23 protein-coding genes and 2 rRNA genes are annotated in these 21,342 nt (G+C 71.0%); 14 read left to right on the forward strand and 11 right to left on the reverse strand.

From position 1 onward, the window contains the following. Both AB0H64_RS03645 and rrf read left to right on the forward strand, forming a co-directional pair. A 23S ribosomal RNA gene (locus AB0H64_RS03645) occupies positions 1 to 88 on the forward strand; the annotation flags it as partial. 134 nt (positions 89 to 222) lie between these two features. After that, positions 223 to 339: ribosomal RNA gene (gene rrf, locus AB0H64_RS03650) — 5S ribosomal RNA — on the forward strand. Positions 340 to 977: 638 nt separating this feature from the next. Here the strand turns inward: rrf and AB0H64_RS03655 are convergent. Next, complete coding sequence (locus AB0H64_RS03655; RefSeq protein ID WP_357619726.1) at positions 978 to 1,445, reverse strand: Lrp/AsnC family transcriptional regulator; 468 nt, start codon at positions 1,443 to 1,445, stop codon at positions 978 to 980. Positions 1,446 to 1,572: 127 nt separating this feature from the next. Here AB0H64_RS03655 and AB0H64_RS03660 point away from each other — a divergent pair, with 127 nt between their 5' ends. Together AB0H64_RS03660 and AB0H64_RS03665 are read left to right on the forward strand one after the other, a co-directional pair. Beyond that, positions 1,573 to 2,463: a phenylalanine 4-monooxygenase gene (locus tag AB0H64_RS03660; protein WP_357619728.1), complete on the forward strand. Its 891-nt coding sequence runs from the start codon at positions 1,573 to 1,575 to the stop codon at positions 2,461 to 2,463. 294 nt (positions 2,464 to 2,757) lie between these two features. Then, complete coding sequence (locus AB0H64_RS03665) at positions 2,758 to 3,855, forward strand: serine hydrolase (protein ID WP_357619730.1); 1,098 nt, start codon at positions 2,758 to 2,760, stop codon at positions 3,853 to 3,855. Positions 3,856 to 4,068: 213 nt separating this feature from the next. Here AB0H64_RS03665 and AB0H64_RS03670 read toward each other — a convergent pair whose 3' ends face one another. From AB0H64_RS03670 to pstS, 5 genes are read right to left on the reverse strand one after another with little or no spacing between them, the layout of a single operon-like run. Further along, complete coding sequence (locus AB0H64_RS03670) at positions 4,069 to 4,758, reverse strand: response regulator transcription factor (RefSeq protein WP_357619732.1); 690 nt, start codon at positions 4,756 to 4,758, stop codon at positions 4,069 to 4,071. 26 nt (positions 4,759 to 4,784) lie between these two features. Next, positions 4,785 to 5,561, reverse strand: coding sequence for a phosphate ABC transporter ATP-binding protein PstB (gene pstB / locus AB0H64_RS03675; protein WP_357619734.1), 777 nt, complete (start codon positions 5,559 to 5,561; stop codon positions 4,785 to 4,787). A gap of 14 nt (positions 5,562 to 5,575) precedes the next feature. Beyond that, a complete protein-coding gene (gene pstA / locus AB0H64_RS03680; RefSeq protein ID WP_357619736.1) occupies positions 5,576 to 6,451 on the reverse strand; it encodes a phosphate ABC transporter permease PstA in 876 nt (291 codons plus the stop codon). Then, complete coding sequence (gene pstC, locus AB0H64_RS03685) at positions 6,448 to 7,428, reverse strand: phosphate ABC transporter permease subunit PstC (RefSeq protein ID WP_310708564.1); 981 nt, start codon at positions 7,426 to 7,428, stop codon at positions 6,448 to 6,450. The genes pstA and pstC overlap by 4 nt, the downstream gene beginning before the upstream one ends. 6 nt (positions 7,429 to 7,434) lie before the next feature. Further along, entirely contained in the window at positions 7,435 to 8,547 is a 1,113-nt protein-coding gene (gene pstS / locus AB0H64_RS03690; protein ID WP_310708565.1) for a phosphate ABC transporter substrate-binding protein PstS, read from the reverse strand. Positions 8,548 to 8,668: 121 nt separating this feature from the next. On the opposite strand from pstS, the gene AB0H64_RS03695 reads away from it, so the two are divergent. Together AB0H64_RS03695 and AB0H64_RS03700 are read left to right on the forward strand one after the other, a co-directional pair. Further along, positions 8,669 to 9,142: a low molecular weight protein-tyrosine-phosphatase gene (locus tag AB0H64_RS03695; protein WP_357619738.1), complete on the forward strand. Its 474-nt coding sequence runs from the start codon at positions 8,669 to 8,671 to the stop codon at positions 9,140 to 9,142. After that, positions 9,129 to 9,920, forward strand: coding sequence for a fructosamine kinase family protein (locus tag AB0H64_RS03700; RefSeq protein ID WP_357619740.1), 792 nt, complete (start codon positions 9,129 to 9,131; stop codon positions 9,918 to 9,920). Before AB0H64_RS03695 ends, AB0H64_RS03700 begins: the two co-directional genes overlap by 14 nt. Positions 9,921 to 9,924: 4 nt before the next feature. On the opposite strand, the gene hisN is transcribed toward AB0H64_RS03700, so the two are convergent. The 3 genes from hisN to aroA all read right to left on the reverse strand — a co-directional run bounded on the left by hisN (position 9,925) and on the right by aroA (position 13,394). Beyond that, positions 9,925 to 10,725 (reverse strand): histidinol-phosphatase, encoded by an 801-nt coding sequence (gene hisN, locus AB0H64_RS03705; protein ID WP_357619742.1) that lies wholly within the window; start codon positions 10,723 to 10,725, stop codon positions 9,925 to 9,927. A 118-nt stretch (positions 10,726 to 10,843) separates the two neighbouring features. Continuing rightward, positions 10,844 to 11,893, reverse strand: a complete 1,050-nt coding sequence (rsgA, locus tag AB0H64_RS03710; RefSeq protein ID WP_357620775.1) for a ribosome small subunit-dependent GTPase A — start codon at positions 11,891 to 11,893, stop codon at positions 10,844 to 10,846. A 223-nt stretch (positions 11,894 to 12,116) separates the two neighbouring features. Continuing rightward, positions 12,117 to 13,394, reverse strand: coding sequence for a 3-phosphoshikimate 1-carboxyvinyltransferase (aroA, locus tag AB0H64_RS03715; RefSeq protein WP_357619744.1), 1,278 nt, complete (start codon positions 13,392 to 13,394; stop codon positions 12,117 to 12,119). Positions 13,395 to 13,543: 149 nt separating this feature from the next. On the opposite strand from aroA, the gene AB0H64_RS03720 reads away from it, so the two are divergent. Both AB0H64_RS03720 and AB0H64_RS03725 read left to right on the forward strand, forming a co-directional pair. Beyond that, the gene (locus AB0H64_RS03720) at positions 13,544 to 14,296 is read left to right on the forward strand and encodes an SOS response-associated peptidase (RefSeq protein ID WP_357619746.1); all 753 of its coding nucleotides are present in this window, start codon (positions 13,544 to 13,546) and stop codon (positions 14,294 to 14,296) included. 154 nt (positions 14,297 to 14,450) lie between these two features. Next, complete coding sequence (locus tag AB0H64_RS03725) at positions 14,451 to 14,783, forward strand: TraR/DksA C4-type zinc finger protein (RefSeq protein ID WP_357619748.1); 333 nt, start codon at positions 14,451 to 14,453, stop codon at positions 14,781 to 14,783. 72 nt (positions 14,784 to 14,855) lie between these two features. On the opposite strand, the gene AB0H64_RS03730 is transcribed toward AB0H64_RS03725, so the two are convergent. Beyond that, entirely contained in the window at positions 14,856 to 15,644 is a 789-nt protein-coding gene (locus AB0H64_RS03730; protein WP_357619750.1) for a methyltransferase domain-containing protein, read from the reverse strand. Positions 15,645 to 15,967: 323 nt separating this feature from the next. On the opposite strand from AB0H64_RS03730, the gene AB0H64_RS03735 reads away from it, so the two are divergent. The 6 genes from AB0H64_RS03735 to AB0H64_RS03760 all read left to right on the forward strand — a co-directional run bounded on the left by AB0H64_RS03735 (position 15,968) and on the right by AB0H64_RS03760 (position 20,960). Further along, entirely contained in the window at positions 15,968 to 16,573 is a 606-nt protein-coding gene (locus tag AB0H64_RS03735; RefSeq protein WP_357619752.1) for a sigma-70 family RNA polymerase sigma factor, read from the forward strand. Beyond that, entirely contained in the window at positions 16,570 to 16,836 is a 267-nt protein-coding gene (rsrA, locus tag AB0H64_RS03740; protein ID WP_355443872.1) for a mycothiol system anti-sigma-R factor, read from the forward strand. Before AB0H64_RS03735 ends, rsrA begins: the two co-directional genes overlap by 4 nt. Positions 16,837 to 16,845: 9 nt before the next feature. After that, positions 16,846 to 17,784 carry an NAD-dependent epimerase/dehydratase family protein gene (locus tag AB0H64_RS03745; protein WP_357619754.1) on the forward strand — a complete coding sequence of 313 codons (939 nt, stop codon included), beginning with the start codon at positions 16,846 to 16,848 and terminating at the stop codon, positions 17,782 to 17,784. Positions 17,785 to 18,013: 229 nt separating this feature from the next. After that, the gene (locus tag AB0H64_RS03750; RefSeq protein WP_357619756.1) at positions 18,014 to 19,384 is read left to right on the forward strand and encodes an HD-GYP domain-containing protein; all 1,371 of its coding nucleotides are present in this window, start codon (positions 18,014 to 18,016) and stop codon (positions 19,382 to 19,384) included. Next, on the forward strand, positions 19,381 to 20,646 hold the full coding sequence (locus AB0H64_RS03755; RefSeq protein WP_357619758.1) for an HD domain-containing phosphohydrolase: 1,266 nt from the start codon (positions 19,381 to 19,383) through the stop codon (positions 20,644 to 20,646). The genes AB0H64_RS03750 and AB0H64_RS03755 overlap by 4 nt, the downstream gene beginning before the upstream one ends. A 101-nt stretch (positions 20,647 to 20,747) precedes the next feature. Further along, the gene (locus tag AB0H64_RS03760; protein ID WP_357619760.1) at positions 20,748 to 20,960 is read left to right on the forward strand and encodes a biotin/lipoyl-binding carrier protein; all 213 of its coding nucleotides are present in this window, start codon (positions 20,748 to 20,750) and stop codon (positions 20,958 to 20,960) included. On the opposite strand, the gene AB0H64_RS03765 is transcribed toward AB0H64_RS03760, so the two are convergent. Beyond that, the gene (locus AB0H64_RS03765) at positions 20,950 to 21,333 is read right to left on the reverse strand and encodes a thioesterase family protein (protein WP_357619762.1); all 384 of its coding nucleotides are present in this window, start codon (positions 21,331 to 21,333) and stop codon (positions 20,950 to 20,952) included. The two genes, AB0H64_RS03760 and AB0H64_RS03765, sit on opposite strands and share 11 nt — an antisense overlap. Positions 21,334 to 21,342: the final 9 nt, after the last annotated feature.

The raw sequence follows: 21,342 nt of genomic DNA on the forward strand, positions 1-21,342 counted from the left end.
CCGGTAGACGACCGGGTTGATAGGCCGGAGGTGGAAGCACGGTAACGTGTGGAGCTGACCGGTACTAATAGGCCGAGGACTTGACCACAAAGCATCATGCTTTGGTGTGTGCTGCGCTCTGTTACTCTTCGCCGGGTCCAGAGCTGCGCCACACTGAAGATCTTGCTCGCGTCCACTAGGCAATTCTGAGACAGCAAGCAGTGCTTGTGTGTTTCAGAGGGTTACGGCGGTTATGGCGGGAAGGAAACACCCGGTTACATTCCGAACCCGGAAGTTAAGCTTCCCAGCGCCGATGGTACTGCACTCGGGAGGGTGTGGGAGAGTAGGTCACCGCCGGACAATCTTTGATGGGGGTCCATGCGGGTCTGGCATTCGTGCCGGGCCTGTGTGGGCCCCTTTCGCATGCCCGGAATCGACTGGGCTCAGGTCTGGTCCCTGCTCGGGACGGACATCTGGGTACGGGTATGCGTCGGCGTGTGCCGGTGGCCTGGTTATGTGCCTGCTGCCTTCAGGACGGTGCCAGGTCGGCAGGTCGTGAATCTGCATGTGCCAGCTCGCATGTCGTGACCTCACGCGGGTGCGGACCAGGTGGTGTCCTCAAGTCGGCGGACCAGCGTGGTCTCTTCAAGCCGTCCGTGTGCCTGAGATGCACGAAGCCGGCCGCTACGGCATGCGGCGTGGGGCTGGGCGCCGTACCGGCCAAGCTCGTGCGCTCATGTTCTTCCGGTCCGGTCCGGTGCTGCTGGGGTTTTGTGTGAGATGGCGGGGGCTCGGGGCTGTGTTGTGACCGACGGGCGGTCGGGTGTCACGCTCTGAGGTCAAGTAAGTTCGGTGAGTTGATGGAAATCGACACCGTGGCGGACGAGGAGACGGCACACTGATGTTCGGCGGCCATCGCGGGGTTCCCCTTCAGTCCAGGTCATGCACTCGAAGGATCGTGCGGTGGCCGTCTTCGTGTCTCCGGACAGCCGAGACCGTCAGCGTTCGGCCGCTTCCTGGGCTTGGAGGAGAGGCTCGATGCGGTAGGGGATCTGCGTGGAGAGAGCGATCGTGCTGTCCGTGCGTTGTACCGCCGGTGAGGCGAGCACGGCGGCGATGATCTCTTGAAGGTGCTCCGTGCTCCTCGCCACCACTCGGCAGAGCAGGTCGTGCTGCCCGCTTGTTCCGTGCACCTCCAGGATCTGCGGCACGCTGCGCAACGCATGGACGGCCTCCGTCAGCCGGCCCTGCGCGATCTGCAGCCAGACGAACGCCAGGATCGGGTATCCCGCCAGAGCGGGTGACACTGTGGGGCCGAAGTCTTCGATGACGCCCCGCGCCATCAGCTTCTCCACCCGCGCCTGTACGGTGCCCCGGGCGACGCCCAGGAGGCGTGCGGTCTCGGTGAGGCCGATACGGGGATGGGCCCGCATGGTCACCAGCAGCCTGGCATCCAGCTCGTCCACGGAAGCCTCCTCGACGGCTGTGCGATTCGTCCAGTTGATGCACGTTCGGCCGTGCGGTACTTAGCGTATCGACCAGTCAGATGCAGCGCTCTTGCCAGACTTTCGTGGAGTTGCTGTCATCTGGTGCATGTTCGAGGAAGCGCAGTATTTCGCCCCGGTCGCGGAGCAGGATGACGGTTCGGTCGTGGTCGAGCTGGCGTCCTCCCATCCCGGCTTCGCCGACCCGGTGTACCGGGCCAGGCGCAATGCCATCGCGCAGCTGGCTGTGAACCACCGCAAGGGCACGCCGATCCCCGCCGCCGAGTACACCGAGCAGGAGCACGGCATCTGGGCGCTGGTCACCAGGGAGCTGGCGGTCAAGCACGCCAAGTACGCCACCGCCGAGTACCTCGAAGGGGCGGAGCGGCTCGGCCTGCCCGACGATCGGATCCCGCAGCTCGAGGAGGTCAGCGGGCTGCTGTCGCCGCTGACCGGGTTCCGCTACCTGCCGGCTGCCGGGCTCGTCCCGTTGCGTGACTTCTACGGCGTACTCGCGGACGGGTACTTCCACTCCACCCAGTACATCCGCCACCATTCCGTGCCGTTCTACACGCCGGAGCCGGACATCATCCACGAGGTCATCGGGCACGCCAACGCGCTGGCTCACGACCGGTACGCGGCCCTCTACCGGCTCGCCGGCGCCGCGGCTCGGCGGGTGGAGGGCGAGGAGGCGTTGGAGTTCGTGTCGAAGGTGTTCTGGTTCACGCTGGAGTTCGGCGTGATGAGTGAGGGGCCGGAGCTCAAGGCGTACGGGGCGGGCATCCTGTCCTCGTACGGGGAGATCGAGGAGTTCCGCGGCATGGACATCCGGCCGCTGGACCTTCGGGTGATGGGCACGACGCAGTACGACATCACGAAATATCAGGATGTTCTGTTCCGGGCGGACTCGCTCCAGCACCTGGAGGACGTCGTGGGCGGATTCTGGGAGACCTGCGACGACGATTCGATCGCCGGGTTGCTGGCCGGGGAGCGGGGTTAGGGGCACGACGACGGGCCGGCGGTTGTGACGGGGGCAAGGGTGTGGTGGCCATCGCGGGAGATCCTGCGATGGCCATCGTGCCGTATGGCGCGGTCCGACGAGGGCTTGGTCGCCCCCAGTCGTGAAGTGCCCCCAGCCGTGAAGTTCGGTGTGGGCCTGGAGGTGTCGGCGGAGGGTCGCGCTTGGGGATGAGCGGGATGGCGGCCGGCCCTGCGGTTTGCGCGGCGGTGGGTGTTTTCGGTGGTGTGTGGTGGTGGCTAGCGACGGGGCGTGGTTTGTCGGGATAATCTGGTAATGATCGTCGGCAGGGTGGCGCGCCGGGTCGCGGTGCTCGCCCTTCTGGTGGCGCCGCTGGCTGTGCCCGCGCCGCCGGCCCTTGTGCCGCCCCTTCCCGCCCTCGCCGCCGCCGACAGGCTTGACGGCAGACCCGACGGCACACCCGAGAGCGAGTTCGTGGGCATGTCTGCGGACGAGCTCGACAGCGGCGCCACGGCCCGGACCGCGCGTGAGGGCCAGAGAAGAAGCGAGAGCGCAGGGTTCAGAGGCACCGGTGGTGAGGTCGAACGTGCCGGCACTGTCCCCCTGCGCGACGCCCGCGAGGCCGCGACCAAGCCTTCGCGGCGGGAGAAGGTCGTGCCCGTTCCCGCCAAGAGCGTGACGCGGCGGCTCGACCGTTACCTCGCCGCTCGTCCCGGGCCCGTGACCGCCATGGTGCGGGACCTCACCGACGGCCGCCTGTACCGCTACCACCGTGGCGAGCGCCTGATCACCGCCAGCTCCGCCAAGGTGCAGATCCTCATGGCGCTCCTCCTTCGTACCCCGTGGCGCGAGCTGCCCAAGGCCGTGCGCCGCGACGCCGATCTGATGATCCGCTACAGCGACAACCACGCGGCCGACCGGCTCTGGGTGCGGATCGGCGGTCCGGACGGGTTCACCAGGGCGGGGCGCAGGCTGGGGCTGCGTCACACCGTGGGTGTGCCGGGCAAGTGCGTGGATCTGTACTGCTGGGGCATCACGCCCACCTCGGCCGAGGACCAGGTGCGGCTGGTGCGGGCTCTGGTGTCGGACCGGAGCCCGTTGCCCGCGAAGGATCGGCAGCAGGTGCTGCGGTTGATGGGGCGGGTGGTCGCCGGGCAGAACTGGGGGATCAGCGCCGCCGCCTGCGAGGGTGACCGCGTGGCTCTGAAGAACGGCTGGCTGAAGCGGGTCTCCACCAAGCGTTGGGCCGTGGTCACGGTCGGGCTGATCCGCGGGCACGGCAAGGGCGCCGTGGGCCACGATTATGCGGTCGCGGTGCTCAGTGAGGGCGCCGCCGAGGTGGGGCACGGCATCACGACGGTCGAGGGTGTGGCCACGCGGGTCATGCAGGCGTTCCGAACCTGCCGGGCCTGACAACTGCCCCGAACCTGCCCCTCCTGCGCACCTGTCCGGCGTGACCACCTACGGGAGACCACTGCCAGTCGCGGCCGGCGGGTGGCGCTTCTGGGCATGACGCGGCGAGCACCCCGGGCCAAGGGGATCGCCGCCGGCTCCACCGCAACTCGCCCCACACCGCCGCCGCCCCCAGCCCCTCAGGCGCTCCGACCCCGTCGACGGTCAATCACGTCAGGAAGGTGAGCCCGGGGTGACGAGGCGGTAGCCGACCCCGCGTACCGTCTGGATGAGCTGGTCGTCGTCGTCGCCGAGGCGGGCGCGCAGTCGCTTGACGTGGACCGCGATCGTGTTCGTGGACGTGCCGGCCCCCGCATGCCACACGTGCCTCATGATCTGCTCCCGCGTCACCGTGCGGTCGGCGTTGCGCATCAGGTACAGCAGCAGCTCGAACTCCCGCAGCGGCAGGTGGACGACCCGCCCGTCCACGCGTACCCGGTAGGCCCGTACGTCGAGCTCGACCGCCCCGGCGGCGAGCACGTCGCGCTGTTCGGGGGAGGCGGCGTGGATGAACGGCAGCAGCTCGGGCACCCGGTACGGCCGGGCGACGCAGGCGGCGGCCCCGGCGGCGAGCGCCTGGAGGGCCTGGTCGGCGTTGCCCTCTCCGACCCCGAGCAGGACGGGCACGGCCCGGGCGACCCGGACCGCGCGCACGAAGTCGACGGCGTTGATGACCGGCAGCGTGGCGGACACGAGCACCACGTCCGGCTGGAGCGCCCCGGCCTGCAGGAGGCCCTGGGCGCCGTCGGGCGCGCCTGTGACGGCCACGCCCTCGCGTTCGAGGGCGTCGGCGAGCTCTCCGACGACCTCCTCGTCGGGGTCGGCGATGAGCAGTACGGGCCTGGTCCGTGTGTCCCTGTGCACCGTGGATGCCGCCTGCTGGTGGGTCATCAGCCGAAGCGCCCGGTGATGTAGTCCTCGGTCGCCTTCTGCGAGGGGTTGGTGAACATCCGGGAAGTTTCGTCCATTTCCACCACCTTGCCCGGCTTGCCCTGCTCGGACAGGTTGAAGAAGGCCGTCCGGTCGCTGACCCGGGCCGCCTGCTGCATGTTGTGGGTGACGATGACGATCGTGTACTGGTCCTTGAGCTTGACCATGAGGTCCTCGATCGCCAGCGTGGAGATCGGGTCGAGCGCTGAGCACGGCTCGTCCATCAGCAGCACCTGCGGCTTGACCGCGATCGCGCGGGCGATGCACAGCCGCTGCTGCTGTCCGCCCGACAGGCCCGCGCCGGGCTTGTTGAGCCGGTCCTTGACCTCGTTCCAGAGGTTGGCGCCCTTGAGCGACTCCTCGACGACGCCGTCGGTCTCCGACTTGGAGACGCGGCCGTTGAGCCGCAGGCCCGCCGCCACGTTCTCGTAGATGGACATCGTGGGGAACGGGTTCGGACGCTGGAAGACCATGCCGATCAGCCTGCGCACCGACACCGGCTCGACGGAGGTCGCGTAGAGGTCCTCGCCGTCGAGCAGCACCTTGCCCTCCACCCGCGCGCCGGGGATGACCTCGTGCATGCGGTTGAGCGTGCGCAGGAACGTCGACTTGCCGCACCCTGACGGGCCGATGAACGCCGTGATCGAGCGCGGCTCGATCGTCATCGAGACGTCTTCGATGGCCTTGTGCGACCCGTAGTACGCGTCGAGACCGGAGACCTGGATCTGCTTGGACATTGCGCTGATACCCCCTATCGGCCCCTGGCGGGAGAGCGCCACCAGGCGATGAGGCGCGCCACCAGATTGAGCAGCATGACGATCAGGATGAGCGTGAGGGCTCCGGTCCAGGCCCGGTCGATGGCGGTGTCGTTCGGACGTGCCGCCTGGTCGAAGACATAGAGGGGGAGCCCCATCTGCGGCCCGTTGAACGGGTCGTTGTTGATGGAGTCGGTGAAGAACACGGTCAGCAGCAGCGGCGCCGTCTCGCCGGCGACGCGGGCGACGGCCAGCATGACGCCCGTGACGATGCCGGTGAACGCGGTCGGCAGCACGACCTTCACGATCGTGCGCCACTTGGCCACGCCCAGCGCGTACGAGGCCTCGCGCAGGTCGTTCGGCACGAGGCGGAGCATCTCCTCGGCCGACCTGACCACCGTCGGCATCATGAGGATCGACAGGGCGAGCGCCCCGGCCAGGCCGGAGAACGGCATGCCGAGGAACAGGACCCAGAACGCCAGGATGAACAGGCCGGTGACGACGGACGGGACGCCGGTCATGACGTCCACGAAGAAGCTGATGGCCCGGCTCAGCCGGCCGCCGTTGCCGTACTCGGTGAGGTAGATCGCCGTGAGCAGGCCGATCGGCACCGAGATGGCGGAGGCGAGCAGCACCTGCTCCAGCGTGCCGATGATCGCGTGGTACGCGCCGCCGCCGGCGTCGCGCGCGCCGATGTTGCGCATGGAGTGGGTGAGGAACTCCATGTCGAACCGGGCCAGGCCCTTGCTGATCACCAGCCAGAGCACCGAGACGAGCGGCACGACGGCCAGGGCGAACGCCAGATAGACCAGCCCCTGCGCCAGGCGGTCCTTGACGCGGCGGCCGGTCGAGATGTGCTGGACGGTGGTCATGCGCCGCTCCTCGCGTATTCCTTGCGGCGGTTGATGATCATGCGGGCGGCCGTGTTGACGAGCAGCGTGATGACGAACAGCACCAGGCCGGAGGCGATCAACGCGCCGCGGCCGATCGGGGTGGCCTCGCCGAAGCCGTTGGCGATGTTGGCCGCGATGCTGTTGCCGTGCGGGGTGAGGATCTCGAACGTGATGTCGAACGTGGCGGGGAAGATGAGCGCGACCGCGATCGTCTCGCCCATGGCCCGGCCGAGGCCGAGCATCGAGGCGCTGACCACGCCGGGGCGGCCGAACGGCAGGACCGCCATCCGGATCATCTCCCAGCGGGTGGCCCCGAGGGCCAGCGCGGCCTCCTCGTTCATCTTCGGGGTCTGGAGGAAGACTTCGCGGGAGATCGCGGCGATGATCGGCAGGATCATGATGGCCAGCACGACACCGCCGGCCAGCATGGTCTTGCCGCCGATCGCGCCCTCGCCGGAGAACAGCGGGAACCAGCCGAGGTGCGCGTTCAGCCACTCCGAAGGCGTCTTGAGCAGCGGCACCAGGAACGTCACGCCCCACAGGCCGTAGACGACGCTGGGGACGGCGGCGAGCAGGTCGACCAGGTAGCCGAGCGGCCCGGCCAGGCGGCGGGGGGCGTAGTGGGAGATGAACAGCGCCACGCCCATGGCCACCGGGGTGGCGATGACCAGCGCGATGGCGGAGCTGAGGACGGTGCCGAAGGCCAGGGCGGCGATGCCGAAGACCTGGCTGCCGTTCGGTTCCCAGGTCAGGTCGGTGAAGAAGCCGCCCTTGTTGGCCCGCAGCGCGGGAACCGCCTCGCTGATGAGGAACACGGCGATGGCGGCCATGATCCCGAGCAGGAGGATGCCCGCGCCGGTGGCTGCGTAGCGGAAGGGCGTCTCACCGTGGCTGCGCCGCGAGGCGGGCCGGCCCGTGGCCGGCCCGCCCCCGCGGGTACGGACGTCAGTCGTCATCGGCGATCAGGAGATGGCCTCGACGGCGGAACGGACCTTGGTCAGCAGCTCGCCCGACAGGGGAGCGTAACCGAGGTCCTTCAGCGCGGTCTGGCCCTCGTCGCTGGCGGTGTAGGTGAGGAAGGACTTGACCAGCTTGGCCTCCTCGGGGGCCAGGCCCTTCTCACAGGTGATCTCGTACGTCACGAGGACGATGGGGTAGGCGCCCGCCGTCTTGGTGCCGTAGTCGATCTTCAGCTTGAGGTCGTTGCCGGTGCCCTCGACGGTGGCGGTCTCGACGGTCTTGGCCGCGCTCTCGGCGGTCAGCTCGACGAACTCGCCCGTGCCGTTGGCGACCTTGGCCTTCTGGAGCTGGGAGTTCTCGGCGAAGGACAGCTCGACGTAGCTGATGGCGCCCTCGGTGCCCTTGACCGAGGAGGCGATGCCGTCGGAGCCCTTGGCACCCTGGCCCTTGGCCTCGGCGGGCCAGGCCTTGGCCGGCTCGTACGGCCACTCGGCGGTGGCCTTGAGGAACTTGGTGAAGTTGTCGCTGGTGCCGGACTCGTCGGCCCGGTGGAAGGCCTGGATCGGGGTGGCGGGCAGCTTCGCCTGCGGGTTGTCGGCCTTGATGGCCGCGTCGTCCCACTTGGTGATCTTGCCGCTGAAGATGGCGCCGATCGTCTTGGGAGAAAGCTGCAGGCCGTCCACGCCCGGGAGGTTGTAGACGACGGCGACCGGGCCGGTGACCATCGGGATGTTGATGGCCTTGCCGGTCTTGCAGCGGGCGTCGGCCTGCGCCGGCTCGCCCTTGTCCTCCTTGAGGGCCGAGTCGGAACCCGCGAAGGCGACCGTGCCCTGGATGAACGCCTGCACGCCCGCGCCCGAGCCGCTCGGCTGGTAGTTCACGCTGACGCCGGAGTTCTTGGACTGGAAGTCCTTCTTCCACTGGTCGATCGCGTTGGCCTGGGCCGAGGAACCGGCGGCGTTGATGGTGCCGCTCAGCCCGCCTTCGGCGGCGCCGGTGGCCGCGGCGGAGCTCGTGCCCGCGTTGCTGCCCGAGCTGTTGTTGTCTGTGCCGCACGCAGCGAGCGAGAGCGCGCCGACTACGGCGACGGCGGCGAGCCGGCCTGCATACTTCACGGTTGGGTTCCTCCCACTTGGTCCTTAGTCGCCCTTGAAGTTATGCAGGCAAAGTGACTCGGAACCCCTGACGAGGGTGAACGTTCGGTGAACGGGCCCGGTCGCCCTCATGATGGGGTTTATGACGTATCGCGTATGCCTCGTGTGCATGGGGAACATCTGCCGGTCACCCATGGCGGAGGTCGTCCTCCGTCGCGTGCTGGAGGACCATGGGCTGGCCCGGCGGGTGACCGTGGAGAGCGCGGGCACGGGCGGCTGGCACGCCGGCGACCCGATGGACGACCGCGCCCTGCGCACGCTGTCCGACCACGGGTACGACGGCGCGGCGCACCGCGCCCGGCAGTTCACCCGCGACTGGTTCGACCGCTACGACCTGGTCCTCGCCATGGACCGCGACAACCTGGCCGTCCTGCGCGGGATGGCGCCGGACGGCGTCGAGGTGAGCCTGTTCCGCTCGTTCGACCCGGCGGCGCCCGAGGGGGCCGAGGTGCCCGACCCGTACTACGGCGGCCCCGAGGGTTTCGAGGAGGTGCTGGAGCTCGTCGAGGCGGCGGCCGAGGGCGTGGCGAAGCACATCACCGATGAGATCGGCTGAGGACCTCGGCGCCTCGCACGGCTGGCGGCTGCGGCGGGGCGTACTGGACGACGGGCGGCAGGTCTTCGCCAAGGAGGGGGCCGCCTCGCCGGTGTTCGCCTCGGAGGCGGCGGGACTGCGGTGGCTGGGCGATGTGATCGCCGTCCCCGAGGTCGTCGAGGTGGCCGAGGACCGGCTGGTGCTGTCGTGGGTGGACACGGAACCGCCCGCCCCGGCCGCCGCCGAGCGGTTCGGACGGGAGCTCGCGCGCATGCACGCCGCCGGGGCGCCCGCCTTCGGCGCGCCCTGGCCGGGCTTCATCGCGGACCTGCCGATGGACAACTCGCCCGCCGACGACTGGCCGTCGTTCTACGCCACCCGCCGCGTGCTGCCCTTCGTACGGCGGGCCGGCCTGCCCGCGGAGGACGTACGGCTGATCGAGCAGGCCGTGGAGCGCTTCCCGCAGGCAGCCGGGCCGCCGGAGCCGCCGGCCCGCATCCACGGCGACCTGTGGAGCGGCAACGTGCTGTGGTCCGGCGGCACCGGGGTGCTCGTCGACCCGGCGGCGCACGGCGGGCACAGGGAGACGGACCTGGCCATGCTGGCGCTGTTCGGCGTGCCGTACGAGGACCGGATCCTCGCGGCGTACCAGGAGGAGAGCCCGCTGGCGGACGGCTGGCGGGATCGGGTGCCGCTGCACCAGCTCCACCCGCTGCTGGTCCACGTGGTCCTGTTCGGGGGGTCGTACCGGGACAGCCTCATGCGAGCGGTGGCCCGAGTGGCGGCCCTCGGCCGGTGAACGGTCAGGTGCGCGGCTCGCGGCCCTCGTTCAGGCGCTTGAGGACCTCGTCGTGCAGGAGGCCGTTGGTGCAGACCATGCTGCCGCCCTCCAGGCTCGCCACGCCCTCGACGTCGGTCCAGACGCCGCCGGCCTCCTCGACGATCACCGTGAGGGCCGCCATGTCCCAGGGCGACAGCTCCGGCTCGGCCGAGATGTCGACCGAGCCCTCGGCGACCATCATGTGCGACCAGAAGTCGCCGTAGGCGCGGGTGCGCCAGCAGGCGCGGCCGAGGTCGAGGAACGGGCCGAGGCGGCCGGTCTCCTCCCAGCCGCCGAAGCTGGAGTAGGAGAACGACGCGTCGCCCAGGTCGGCGACCTGCGAGACCTGCATGCGGGTGGCCCTGGCCAGGCTCTTGCCGGTCCACGCGCCGCCCTCGGTGGCGGCCCACCAACGGCGGCCGAGCGCCGGGGCCGACACCAGGCCGACGACGACCTTGCCGTACTCCATCAGCGCGATCAGCGTCGCCCACACGGGCACGCCGCGTACGTAGTTCTTCGTGCCGTCGATGGGATCGACGATCCAGGACCGGGCGCCCCAGCCGGTCCGGCCGAACTCCTCGCCCACGACCGCGTCGCGCGGGCGCGCGCGGCGCAGCGTGCCGCGGATGATCTCCTCGACCGCCCGGTCCGCGTCGCTGACCGGGGTGAGGTCCGGCTTGGTCTCGACCTTGAGGTCCACGGCCTTGAACCGGCGCATGGTCAGGTCGTCCGCGGCGTCCGCCATGACGTGCGCCAGACGCAGATCGTCGTTGTAACCCTGCACGGTCAGCCACGCTACCGTGCCGGGCGGCCCGCGCATCAGGGGCCCGCCTCGCCTTTCCCGACGCCGGTGGCGACGGGGGCTTGACGCTCGCGCAGCCGGGGAGGAGCCGCCGCCGAGGTCAGGAGGCCGGTTGGTCGTCCGGGGCGCCGTCGCGGCTGGACAGCAGGCGGCGCAGCGACTCCAGCCGGACCGGGTCGGCGTGCCCCGCCGCCACCCACGCGTCCAGGGCACACCCCTCGCCCAGGTGGGTACAGCCCTTGGGGCAGCCGACCGTGCCCTCCACCAGGTCAGGGAAGCCCGCGAGCACCGTCTCGACCGACACGTGGGCCAGGCCGAAGCTGCGCACCCCGGGCGTGTCGATGATCCAGCCGCCCTCCGGCAGCTCCAGGGCCACGGCCGACGTCGAGGTGTGGCGTCCCCGGCCGGTCACCGCGTTGACCTGGGACACCGCCCGGTTGGCGTCGGGCACGAGCGCGTTGACCAGCGTCGACTTGCCCACCCCCGAGTGGCCTACGAGCACGCTGATGCGGCCCGCCAGGTGCTCGCGCAGCTCGTCCAGCGAGCCGCCCTTGCGCACCACGACGTGCGGCACGCCGAGCGGCTGGTAGAGGCCGACCAGGTCGTCGGGCGGCGCGAGGTCGGACTTGGTGAGGCACAGCAGCGGGTCGATCTCGGCGTCGAACGCGGCGACCAGGATCCGGTCGATCATGCGGGGCCGCGGCGGCGGGTCGGCCAGCGCGGTGACGATGACGAGCTGGTCGGCGTTGGCCACGACCGGCCGCTCGATGCCGTCGGTGTCGTCGGTGTCGTCGGCCGAGCGCCGCAGCATCGAGGTGCGCGGCTCCACCCGGACGACCCGGGCCAGCGCGTCGGGCCGGCCGGACACGTCGCCGACCAGCGCCACCCGGTCGCCCACCACGATGCCCTTGCGGCCCAGCTCCCGGGCCTTCATCGCGACGACCAGGTGGGAGCGCGGGCGCCCGGCGCGCTTGGCGGCCGAGCCCTTGGGCCGCTCCGCCTCCACCAGCGTGGTGTAGCGGCCCCGGTCGACCGCCACCACGAACCCCTCGACGGCGTCCTCGTGCGCAGGCCGGATGCGGGTCCGCGGCCGCGAGCCCTTGCCCGGCCTGACCCTTACGTCGTCCTCGTCGTACTCCCGCTTCCTCAGCGGTCTTCACCCCTGTGATCGCTCTGATACGGCCTCAGCACCCCGGACGGCTCCGTCCGCCTCGGCGCCTGCACCTGCTCCGTCGGCCCCGGTGCCTGCACCTGCTCCGTCCGCCTCGGCGCCTGCACCTGCTCCGTCAGCTTCGGCGCCCGCGCCTGCTCCTTCCACCGCGGCGGCCGCGCTTGCTTCGTCGGCCCCGGCGGCCGCGACGGCTTGGGGGCGCTCATCGCCTGCCCAGCATCGACGCCCACATGTCCGTGAACTCCGGGAGGGTCTTACCCGTCGTCGCGATGTTCTCCACCTCGACACCCGGGACGGCGAGCCCGATCACCGCGCCGGCGGTGGCCATGCGGTGGTCGTCGTAGCTGTGGAAGACGCCGCCGCGCAGCGGGCGCGGACGAATGACCAGGCCGTCGTCGGTCTCCTCGACGTCGCCGCCCAGCCGGTTGATCTCGGTGGCGAGCGCCACGAGCCGGTCGGTCTCGTGGCCCCGCAGATGGGCGACGCCGCGCACGCGGCTCGGGGAGGAGGCCAGCGCGGCCAGGGCGGCGATCGTGGGCGTCAGCTCGCCCACCTCGCGCAGGTTGGCGTCGATGCCGTCGATCCGGCCCGATCCGGTGACCGTCAGATCGCCGTCCTCGCTCAGGCGGACGGTGGCGCCCATGCCGGTGAGCAGGCCGCGCAGCGCGTCGCCCGGCTGGGTCGTGCGGGCCGGCCAGCCGGAGATCGTGACCGTGCCGCCGGTGACCATGGCCGCCGCCAGGAACGGCGCCGCGTTGGACAGGTCGGGCTCGACCGTCAGGTCACGCGGCGTGATGGGGCCGGGCTCCACGCGCCACACGTCGCGCTCGGAGTCGTCGACCCGCACGCCCACCTCGCGCAGCATCTGGACGGTCATGTCGATGTGCGGCTGCGACGGCACCGGCGGGCCGGCGTGGCGGATCGTCACGCCCTTCTCGAAGCGCGCCGCCGTGAGCAGCAGCCCCGAGACGAACTGGGAGGAGGCCGACGCGTCGATCGTCACCTCGCCGCCCGCGATGGGCCCGCTGACGGTGAACGGCAGCGCGTCGCCCTCCACGCGGGCGCCCAGGGCGCGCAGCGCGTCGAGGATCGGGCCCATGGGACGCTTGCGGGCGTGCGGGTCACCGTCGAACGAGACGGGGCCGTCGGCCAGCGCGGCCACCGGCGGGACGAACCGCATGACCGTGCCGGCCAGGCCGGCGTCGACGTGCGCGCCGCCGCGCACCGGGCCGGGCGTCACCCGCCAGTCGACCGAGGCCGAGGTCTCGGCCACCGGCTCCAGCGTCGCGCCGAGGGCGCGCAGGGCCGTGGCCATGAGGTCGGCGTCGCGGCTGCGCAGCGCCCGGCGCACGGTGCCCGGCCCGTCGGCGAGGGCGGCGAGCACGAGGGCGCGGTTGGTGACCGACTTGGAGCCGGGCAGCTCGACGGACGCGGTCACGGGGCCGGTGGCGGCGGGAGCGGGCCAGTGCTGAGCGGGCATGGGCCAAGACTATCGGGCCAGGGCCGGACCGACCGTCGTCCCCGTCGAGACCCTGTGGACGAACGCCGCCCGACGGATCGGCCTGTGGACGAACGCCGGTCGCCGCGTGTGGACACGCGGGCGGAGGCCGTACGTGGCAATGTGGGGGCATGTGCGGTAGATACGCGTCGGCGCGCAAGAAGCACGAGCTGCTGGAGGAGTTCCAGGTCGAGCTCGACGGCGATCCCGAGCAGGAGCTGGGCCCCGACTACAACGTCGCGCCCACCAAGAACGTCTACGCCGTGCTGAGCCGGGTGCCCAAGGAGGCCGAGCGGGCGGTGCGGCAGCTCAGGGTCGTGCGATGGGGCCTGGTGCCCGCCTGGGCCAAGGACCCGTCCATCGGCTCGCGCATGATCAACGCCCGGGCCGAGACCCTGGCGGAGAAGCCGTCGTTCCGGCAGGCGTTCGCCAAGCGCAGGTGCCTGCTGCCCGCAGACGGCTACTTCGAGTGGATGCCGGTCGAGGGCGACGACGGCAAGAAGCGCAAGCAGCCGTACTTCATCCGTCCCGACGACGGCGGGCTGCTCGCGATGGCAGGTCTGTACGAGTTCTGGAAGGACCCCTCGCGCGAGGACGACGACCCCCTCAAGTGGCTCGTCACCTGCACGGTCATCACCACGGACGCCGAGGACGAGCTCGGCCGCATCCACGACAGGATGCCCATGATGGTCGAGCCCGACCGCTGGGCCGAGTGGCTCGACCCCAAGCTCACCGACACGGAGACCGTCTCCGGGCTGCTGGTGCCCGCCACCCCGGGCCGGCTCGCCGCGGTCCCCGTCTCCACCGCCGTCAACAACGTCCGCAACAACGGCCCGGAGCTCGTCGAACCGCTCCCTCCCGAAGAGGCGCCCGCGCTCTTCTGAAGGTGTAAAAGGACGGCCAAGTGGGCATTCGGTGAGGAAAGCGGTGCATTCGCTTACGAGGAGTCACCGCCACCACATTGCCCCCCATGCGCCGCGCGGGACAACCGGGGAGTCCCGCCGCGGGTTGCCGTCATTCACCCGGAGGTGCGGATCCGTGGAGGACACGTCCGCTCGCCAGAGGCTGCAGAAGATGCTCGCCGACCTCGACCGCTCGATCGGGGTATTACGGGGAGACCCCGCCGCCGTCAACGACCGCTCGCCGGCCGACGCCGGGTCCGACCTCAGCGACGCCGACCGCGCCCAGGCCATGCTGACCGTCGCGACGACGCAGCGGCGGGCCGTGCTGGACGCGCTCAAGCGCCTCGACGACGGCACCTACGGCAGGTGCGTCGACTGTGCCAAGCCGGTGCCGGAGGGCCGCCTGGAGGCCCGCCCCGAGGCGGCCCGGTGCGTGCAGTGCCAGGGCAAGCGGGAACGCCGTCGCTGACGAGCGGCGCACACAGACCGGCACAGGCAGCCAGCACAGACAGGCACAGGCCGCACAGACCGGTGCCGGGTGTCAGGGCTTGCGGGCGCTGGCCACCAGGTGGATGCCGACCGTGTCGTCGTCGTCGAAATGCGTCTCCAGCTCCGTGCGCACCAGCCAGTTCATCGCCCTGGTGCCGGAGCCGAGGACGTGGTCGACCGTCGAGGGCGACAACACCGTGCGCGGGCGCACCCACTCGACCTCCAGGCCCGCGCCCATCAGCAGCTCGCGCAGCTGGGAGCCGCTGAAGCAGCGCGTGATGCTGCCGTCGGGCCAGGGCACCAGCATGACCTCGCCGGTCTGGCGCAGGTGCTGCCACTGCCCCTGCTCGGCCAGGATCGCCATGCCGAGCACCAGCGAGTCGACGCAGACCAGCGCGCGCCCGCCCGGCTTCAGCACCCGTGTCACGTCGCTCATCGCCGACTCGGCCATCAGCTCGATCGACATGGCCCGCTCCTCGGCGACCACCGCGTCGACGCTCGCGTCGGGCAGGAACGACAGGTCGTCGGCGCGGACCTGGCGCACCTCGCCGCCGTCATGGCCGGGGGAGTCGGCCTCGCGCAGCCACGGCGGGCCGTCCACGGGCCGCAGCCTGGACTGGGCGTCGGCCACGCGCCGGAAGTCGAGCACCTCGACCACGCGGTGCCCCGCCCTCGACAGCTGGCCGGACCAGCGTCCACGCCCGCCGGACAGGTCGAGCACCACGGAAGGCTCGGCGGGTAGCCACCGGCTCAACTGCTCGGCCACGACGGCACGGTAGAAGGTCCAGTACGGTCCGAGCGTCCCTGAGCCGTTCAGTTCCTCGGCCGGAATGGGCAGCACACGCGACTCCTGGGTTCCGGAAAATGGCTACCAGCCGGTACGTATGGTTTTCCCCGCACCGGGTCGTTCGTCACCTTCCATCTTGCGGGAACAGACGCGGGCACGGGCGTGTTGCGACGAGCATGCTCGCTGTTGTCGATGGACGCGACCGTCTCGGCGCTCGTTGGCTCGTACCTCGCTCTCTCCCGCCGAGCTCTGCCTCGCTGGGCCCTGCCACTCGGAAGGTGGACCCGATCCCCGGTGACCGGGCGCCACTTGACGAGCGGGTATTCTCCCCTGAGTACGGTGTCCCGGCACAACCGGCCACCGGTGATCTTAGGGGGGTGGGCCTGGTGCCCGCGACAGGCGCGGAGACTCTCGAACAGCGGAGCGAGCGGTTCGAGCGCGAAGCGATGCCCTATCTCGAGCAGCTCTACTCCGCGGCGCTCCGGATGACCCGCAACCCGTCCGACGCCGAGGACCTGCTCCAGGAGACCTTCGCCAAGGCGTTCGCGTCCTTCCACCAGTTCCAGGAGGGCACGAACCTCAAGGCCTGGCTGTACCGGATCCTGACGAACACCTTCATCAACAGCTACCGCAAGAAGCAGCGCGAGCCGAAGCAGTCGGGCACCGAGGAGATCGAGGACTGGCAGCTGGCCCGCGCGGAGTCGCACTCGTCGAGCGGTCTGAAGTCCGCCGAGGTGGAGGCGCTGGAGCACCTGCCCGACGGCGACATCAAGGAGGCGCTCGCGGCGCTTCCCGAGGAGTTCAGGATCGCCGTCTACCTCGCCGACGTCGAGGGCTTTCCGTACAAGGAGATCGCCGACATCATGGGCACTCCGATCGGCACCGTCATGTCGCGGCTCCACCGCGGCCGCAGGCAGCTGCGGACGCACCTGGAGGACTACGCCCGCGAGCGCGGCCTCGTCCCCGCGGAGGGTTCCAAATGAGCTGTGGAAACCCGCACGAGACCGACTGTCGTGAGGTGCTCGACAAGGTCTACGCCTACCTCGACGGCGAGCTCGCCGAGGGCGACTGCGTCGACATCCGGGTGCACCTCGACGAGTGCGGGCCGTGCCTGCAGGAGTACGACCTCGACAAGGTCGTCAAGCAGCTCGTCGCCAAGCACTGCGGGTGCGACCCGCTGCCCGGCGACCTCCGGTCCAAGGTGCTGGCGCGCATCGCACAGGTGAGAGCCGACCTGTCCGACTAGGATTCCCCCATGCGCGTGCTCGTCACCGGGGGTGCCGGCTTCATCGGATCCAACCTCGTCGACCGGTTGCTGGCCGACGGCCACGAGGTCGTCGCCGTGGACGACCTGTCGTCCGGTGACCGCGACAACCTCGCGGGCGCCCTGGGCGGTGACCGGTTCCGGCTCCACGTTCTCGACGTGCGCGATCCCGCGCTGGCCGAGCTGACCGCCGAGGCCAGGCCCGAGGTGGTCTGCCACCTGGCCGCGCAGATCAGTGTGCGCCGCAGCGTGGCCGACCCCGTCCACGACGCCATGGTCAACGTCGTCGGCACCGCGTCGGTGCTCGCCGCCGCCCACGCGGGCGGCGCGCGCAAGGTGGTCTTCGCCTCCTCCGTCGCCGTCTACGGCCGTCCCGGCACGATCCCGGTGCCCGGCGACGCGCCGGCCGACCCGCGCTCGCCGTACGCGGCCTCCAAGCTCAGCGGCGAGACCTACCTCGCCACCTTCCGCGCCCTGCACGGCATCGAGTACACGACCCTCGTGCTGTCCAACGTGTACGGCCCGCGCCAGTCGCCCGAGGGCGAGGCCGGGGTGGTCGCCATCTTCACCGACGGCCTGCTCAGCGGCGTCCCCACGGTCGTCTACGGCGACGGCACGCAGACCCGCGACTACGTGTACGTCGACGACGTGGTCGACGGGTTCGTCCGGGCGTGCGGCCAGGCCGGCGACGGCCGCCGGTTCAACCTCGGCACCGGCATCCAGACGACCGACCGCAGGCTCCACGCCCTGATCGCCGACGCCGCGGGCCGCCCCGACAAGCCGGGGTTCGCGCCGCCCCGCCAGGGCGACCTGCCCGCCATGGCGGTCGATCCCGTGCCCGCCTACGACGGCCTCGGCTGGGAGCCGCGCACCGACCTCGCCACCGGGCTGAAGAACACGGTCGAGTGGGCCAGGAGTCGCCGGGGGTAGCCGGTTGATTACGCTTTGCTTGCGATTCGTGACTCGGCGGGTGCGGTGACCCCGTCTTCTGTACCGTGAGCCCCAGGACCTCAAGGGGGAGGACGCGGATGTCGAAGCCATGGATTGCCCGCCTGATCACGGGCATCTCGTTGATCGCACCGGTGGCGCTGCTGATCGCGGGCGGGGGCCTTTTCCCGCCCGGGGTCTCGTGGACCTGATCCGGCCGTGAGGGGCCGCTATGCGTGATCTGTCGTGGCCTGCGAGGGTCTACCTCGTCGCCGTCATCGCCGTCGCGGCAGGGGTCATCGCCCACAGCCTGACCGTCATCGGGCAGTCGATGACCCCCGGGCACCTGGGAGCCGAGGGGCTGGGCACGCTGCTCGTGCTCGCGCTGCTGTTCCTCGTGTGCGAGTCGATGCCGACGCTGCTCAACGTGGAGCAGTTCGCGGTGTCGGTCAGCTTCTCGGCGGCGCTGGCGGCCGTGGTGCTGATCGGGCCCGACGGCACGGCGCTCGTGGGGTTCACCGCGGTGTTCAGCGTGCGCCCCGGGCTGCCGCTGGTCAAGCGGCTCTTCAACGGCGCGCAGTTCGCCATCTGCGGTCACGCGGCCGGCTGGGTGTACGAGCGGCTGGGGGGCCGGATCGGGGTGCCGGAGGTGCACGCCTTCGACGACCTGATCGGCCCCTACATGGCGGCCACGGCCGTCTTCGTGCCGCTGAACATCGTGCTCACGCTCACGATGATCCGCCTGGCGACCGGAGTGCGGGCCATGGAGGTCCCGATGCGGGGCCTGGCCCAGTTCCTGCTGTCGTACCTCGGCTACGCCACGTTCGGACTGCTCGTGGCGGGGCTGTGGGCCACCGTGCAGTCGATCTCGGCGGTGCTGGTGCTGCTGCCGCTGTTCGTCGCGCGCTGGGCGTTCGGCCAGTACCACGCGCAGCAGCGCTCGTACGACGCCACCATCGCGGCCCTGTGCCAGGCCGTGGAGACCAAGGACTACTACACCCGGGGACACTGCACCCGCGTGTCGGCCGCGTCCAGCATGATCGCCCAGGAGATCGGCATGGGGCAGGAGCGGCTGCGGGCCATCCGCTACGCGGGCATGCTGCACGACGTGGGCAAGCTGGGCGTGCCCACCAAGGTGCTGCAGAAGGAGGGGCCGCTGACCGAGGAGGAGTTCGCCGCGATCCAGCTCCACCCGATGCGCGGGCTGGAGATCGTGCGCGGCATCGACTTCCTCGACGAGGCGTACGCCGGGATCATGCACCATCACGAGCGCCATGACGGCAGGGGCTACCCGATGGGGCTGGCCGGCGACGAGATCCCGGAGTTCGCCCGGATCATCGCGGTGGCCGACGCGTTCGACTCGATGACCTCCGACCGCTCCTACCGGGGCGCGCGGCCGGTCGAGGTGGCCGTGCAGGAGCTGCGCAAGAACTCCGGCACCCAGTTCGACCCCGTCATGGTCACCGCCTTCGTCAAGGCGCTCGAGGACCGGCCGTGGGAGCCGCCCCGCCGGGTCGAGCCGCCGCCCCCCGAGGCCGACGAGGCGCCGGTCAAGGACCACGACGACCCCACGATGCCCATCGAAGTGGTGAGCGGGCCTTGAGCCGGGCCTTCCAGGGCCTGGACTCCGGTCAGCTCCTGCTGATCTGCGCGGCCGGGCTGGTCGCCGTCGCCGGGGTCGCGCACACGGCCGCGACCGGGCTCGACCATCCCGAGATCGCGGTCGGTTTCGGCGCGCTCATCGCGGTGGGGGAGCTGGCCCGGCTCACGATGCCGGGCAACAGGGAGGTCGCGCCGATCGGGGCCGCCGCCGCCCTGGGCTACACGCTGCTGCTCGACCTGAGCCAGGACCAGCTCCGCCACTCGGCGCTCCAGGTCGTGGCGGTGATCGCCGTCGGGATGATCGCCGGCGCGCTGCCGCACCTCGCGGTCGGCCGCCCGCCGCGGCTCGACGCGATGGCCCGGCGGCTGCTCACCGGCGCGCTGCTCGCCTTCGCGTTCCGGCCGCTGGCCGACCCGCTGTTCAAGCTCACCCAGGGGCCCGCCCCGACGTGGTGGCCGGCGCTGGCCGTGATGGTCGTGCTCATCGCCGTCACCCTGCTCGTGGACGTGCTGATCGCCGCGCTGCTGCGGGCCGAGCAGGTGCGCACCGCCTTCCGCGTGGCGGTGCGCGACGAGCTGAACATGGCGTTCCCGCTGGGCGCCGCCGTGGCCGCCTCCGGCGTGCTGCTCGCCCTGGCCACGCACAGCATGGACCTCGTCGCCCTGCTGGTGTTCGCCGCGCCGCTGCTGGTCACGCAGGTGGCCTTCCGCAAGTACGCGGGCATCCGCGCCACCTACCTGCAGACCGTACGGGCGCTGTCGCGCGTCACCGAGGTCGGCGGGTACGTCGAGCCGGGCCACTCGCGCCGGGTGAGCCGCCTGGCCGTGGCCATCGGCCGGGAGCTGGGGATGGCCGAGCCGGAGCTGCTGGAGCTGGAGTACGCCGCGCTCATGCACGACATCGGCCAGCTCTCGCTGCGCGACCCCATCCCGGGCGGTGCGACCGTGCTCGCCGACCCTGAGCAGGCGCGCCGCATCGCGGAGCTGGGCGCCGAGGTCATCAAGCAGACGGGCGTGCTGGACCGGGTGGCCGACGTGGTGCGCCGCCAGTGCGACTCCATCGGCGACGACCCGCCGCTGTCCAGCCGCATCATCAAGGTGGCCAACGCCTACGACGACCTGGTGGGCGGCTCCACCGACCGTGACCGGGCGGGGGCGGCGCTCGAACGCATCCGCCTGGCGGCCGGCTCGGCCTACGACCCGGCCGCCATCGAGGCGCTGTCGCGCGTCATCGACCGCCTGGCCGCCGTCCACCGCCTCTGAGACGTTCCAGCCGCCCCGGGAGGCGGTCGATCGCCGGCTTCACCGTCGAGGGGCGGGCGCGCATGCCATCCTTGGATTCCGTTTGGAAGAGGGGAGTCCCGGTGGCTGAGGTACGCGCCGAGATGGTGGCGAACGTGTGGCAGGTCGTCGTCAGCGAGGGCGACACGGTGTCCGACGGCGACACCCTGGTCATCCTCGAGTCGATGAAGATGGAGATCCCGGTCATCAGCGAGGACGACGGCGTGGTGACGCAGCTCAAGGTGAACGAGGGCGACGTGATCCAGGAGGGCGACCTGATCGCCGTCATCGAGTAGTCGCGCGCTCGACGAACCGGGCCCGGTCCACCACCACGCGCTCGATCGTGCCGCGGCCGACCACCGTGGTCCTGTCGTGCGCCTCGAAGGCGAAGACCAGCCGCTTGCCGTCGACCTCGGTGAGCTCGGCGGTGAACTGGACGTGGGTGCCCCGCGGGCTCGCCGCCAGGTGCTCCAGCTCGACCCGGGTGCCGACCGTGGTCTGGCCGGGCTCCAGGTGGGGACGCACGGCCTGGACGGTGGCCATCTCGGCGAAGGCGAGCAGCCGGGGCGTGGCGAGCACCGGGACGTCGCCGCTGCCGACCTTCTGCGCCGTATCCTCACGCTCGACCATGATGAGCAGCTGGGAGCGGAGACCGGGAGCGAGCGTCATGACGTCAGC

This window comes from Nonomuraea sp. NPDC050733 (assembly GCF_040654215.1).
Classification (GTDB): domain Bacteria; phylum Actinomycetota; class Actinomycetes; order Streptosporangiales; family Streptosporangiaceae; genus Nonomuraea.

Coding starts and splice junctions, on each gene's coding strand:
- rsrA (WP_355443872.1), top strand. CDS start 16,570: ATGAGCTGTGGAAACCCGCACGAGACCGACTGTCGTGAGGTGCTCGAC.
- pstC (WP_310708564.1), bottom strand. CDS start 7,428: ATGACGACTGACGTCCGTACCCGCGGGGGCGGGCCGGCCACGGGCCGG.
- AB0H64_RS03660 (WP_357619728.1), top strand. CDS start 1,573: ATGTTCGAGGAAGCGCAGTATTTCGCCCCGGTCGCGGAGCAGGATGAC.
- AB0H64_RS03745 (WP_357619754.1), top strand. CDS start 16,846: ATGCGCGTGCTCGTCACCGGGGGTGCCGGCTTCATCGGATCCAACCTC.
- pstB (WP_357619734.1), bottom strand. CDS start 5,561: ATGTCCAAGCAGATCCAGGTCTCCGGTCTCGACGCGTACTACGGGTCG.
- AB0H64_RS03700 (WP_357619740.1), top strand. CDS start 9,129: ATGAGATCGGCTGAGGACCTCGGCGCCTCGCACGGCTGGCGGCTGCGG.
- AB0H64_RS03750 (WP_357619756.1), top strand. CDS start 18,014: ATGCGTGATCTGTCGTGGCCTGCGAGGGTCTACCTCGTCGCCGTCATC.
- AB0H64_RS03695 (WP_357619738.1), top strand. CDS start 8,669: ATGACGTATCGCGTATGCCTCGTGTGCATGGGGAACATCTGCCGGTCA.
- AB0H64_RS03765 (WP_357619762.1), bottom strand. CDS start 21,333: ATGACGCTCGCTCCCGGTCTCCGCTCCCAGCTGCTCATCATGGTCGAG.
- pstA (WP_357619736.1), bottom strand. CDS start 6,451: ATGACCACCGTCCAGCACATCTCGACCGGCCGCCGCGTCAAGGACCGC.
- aroA (WP_357619744.1), bottom strand. CDS start 13,394: ATGCCCGCTCAGCACTGGCCCGCTCCCGCCGCCACCGGCCCCGTGACC.
- AB0H64_RS03665 (WP_357619730.1), top strand. CDS start 2,758: ATGATCGTCGGCAGGGTGGCGCGCCGGGTCGCGGTGCTCGCCCTTCTG.
- AB0H64_RS03720 (WP_357619746.1), top strand. CDS start 13,544: ATGTGCGGTAGATACGCGTCGGCGCGCAAGAAGCACGAGCTGCTGGAG.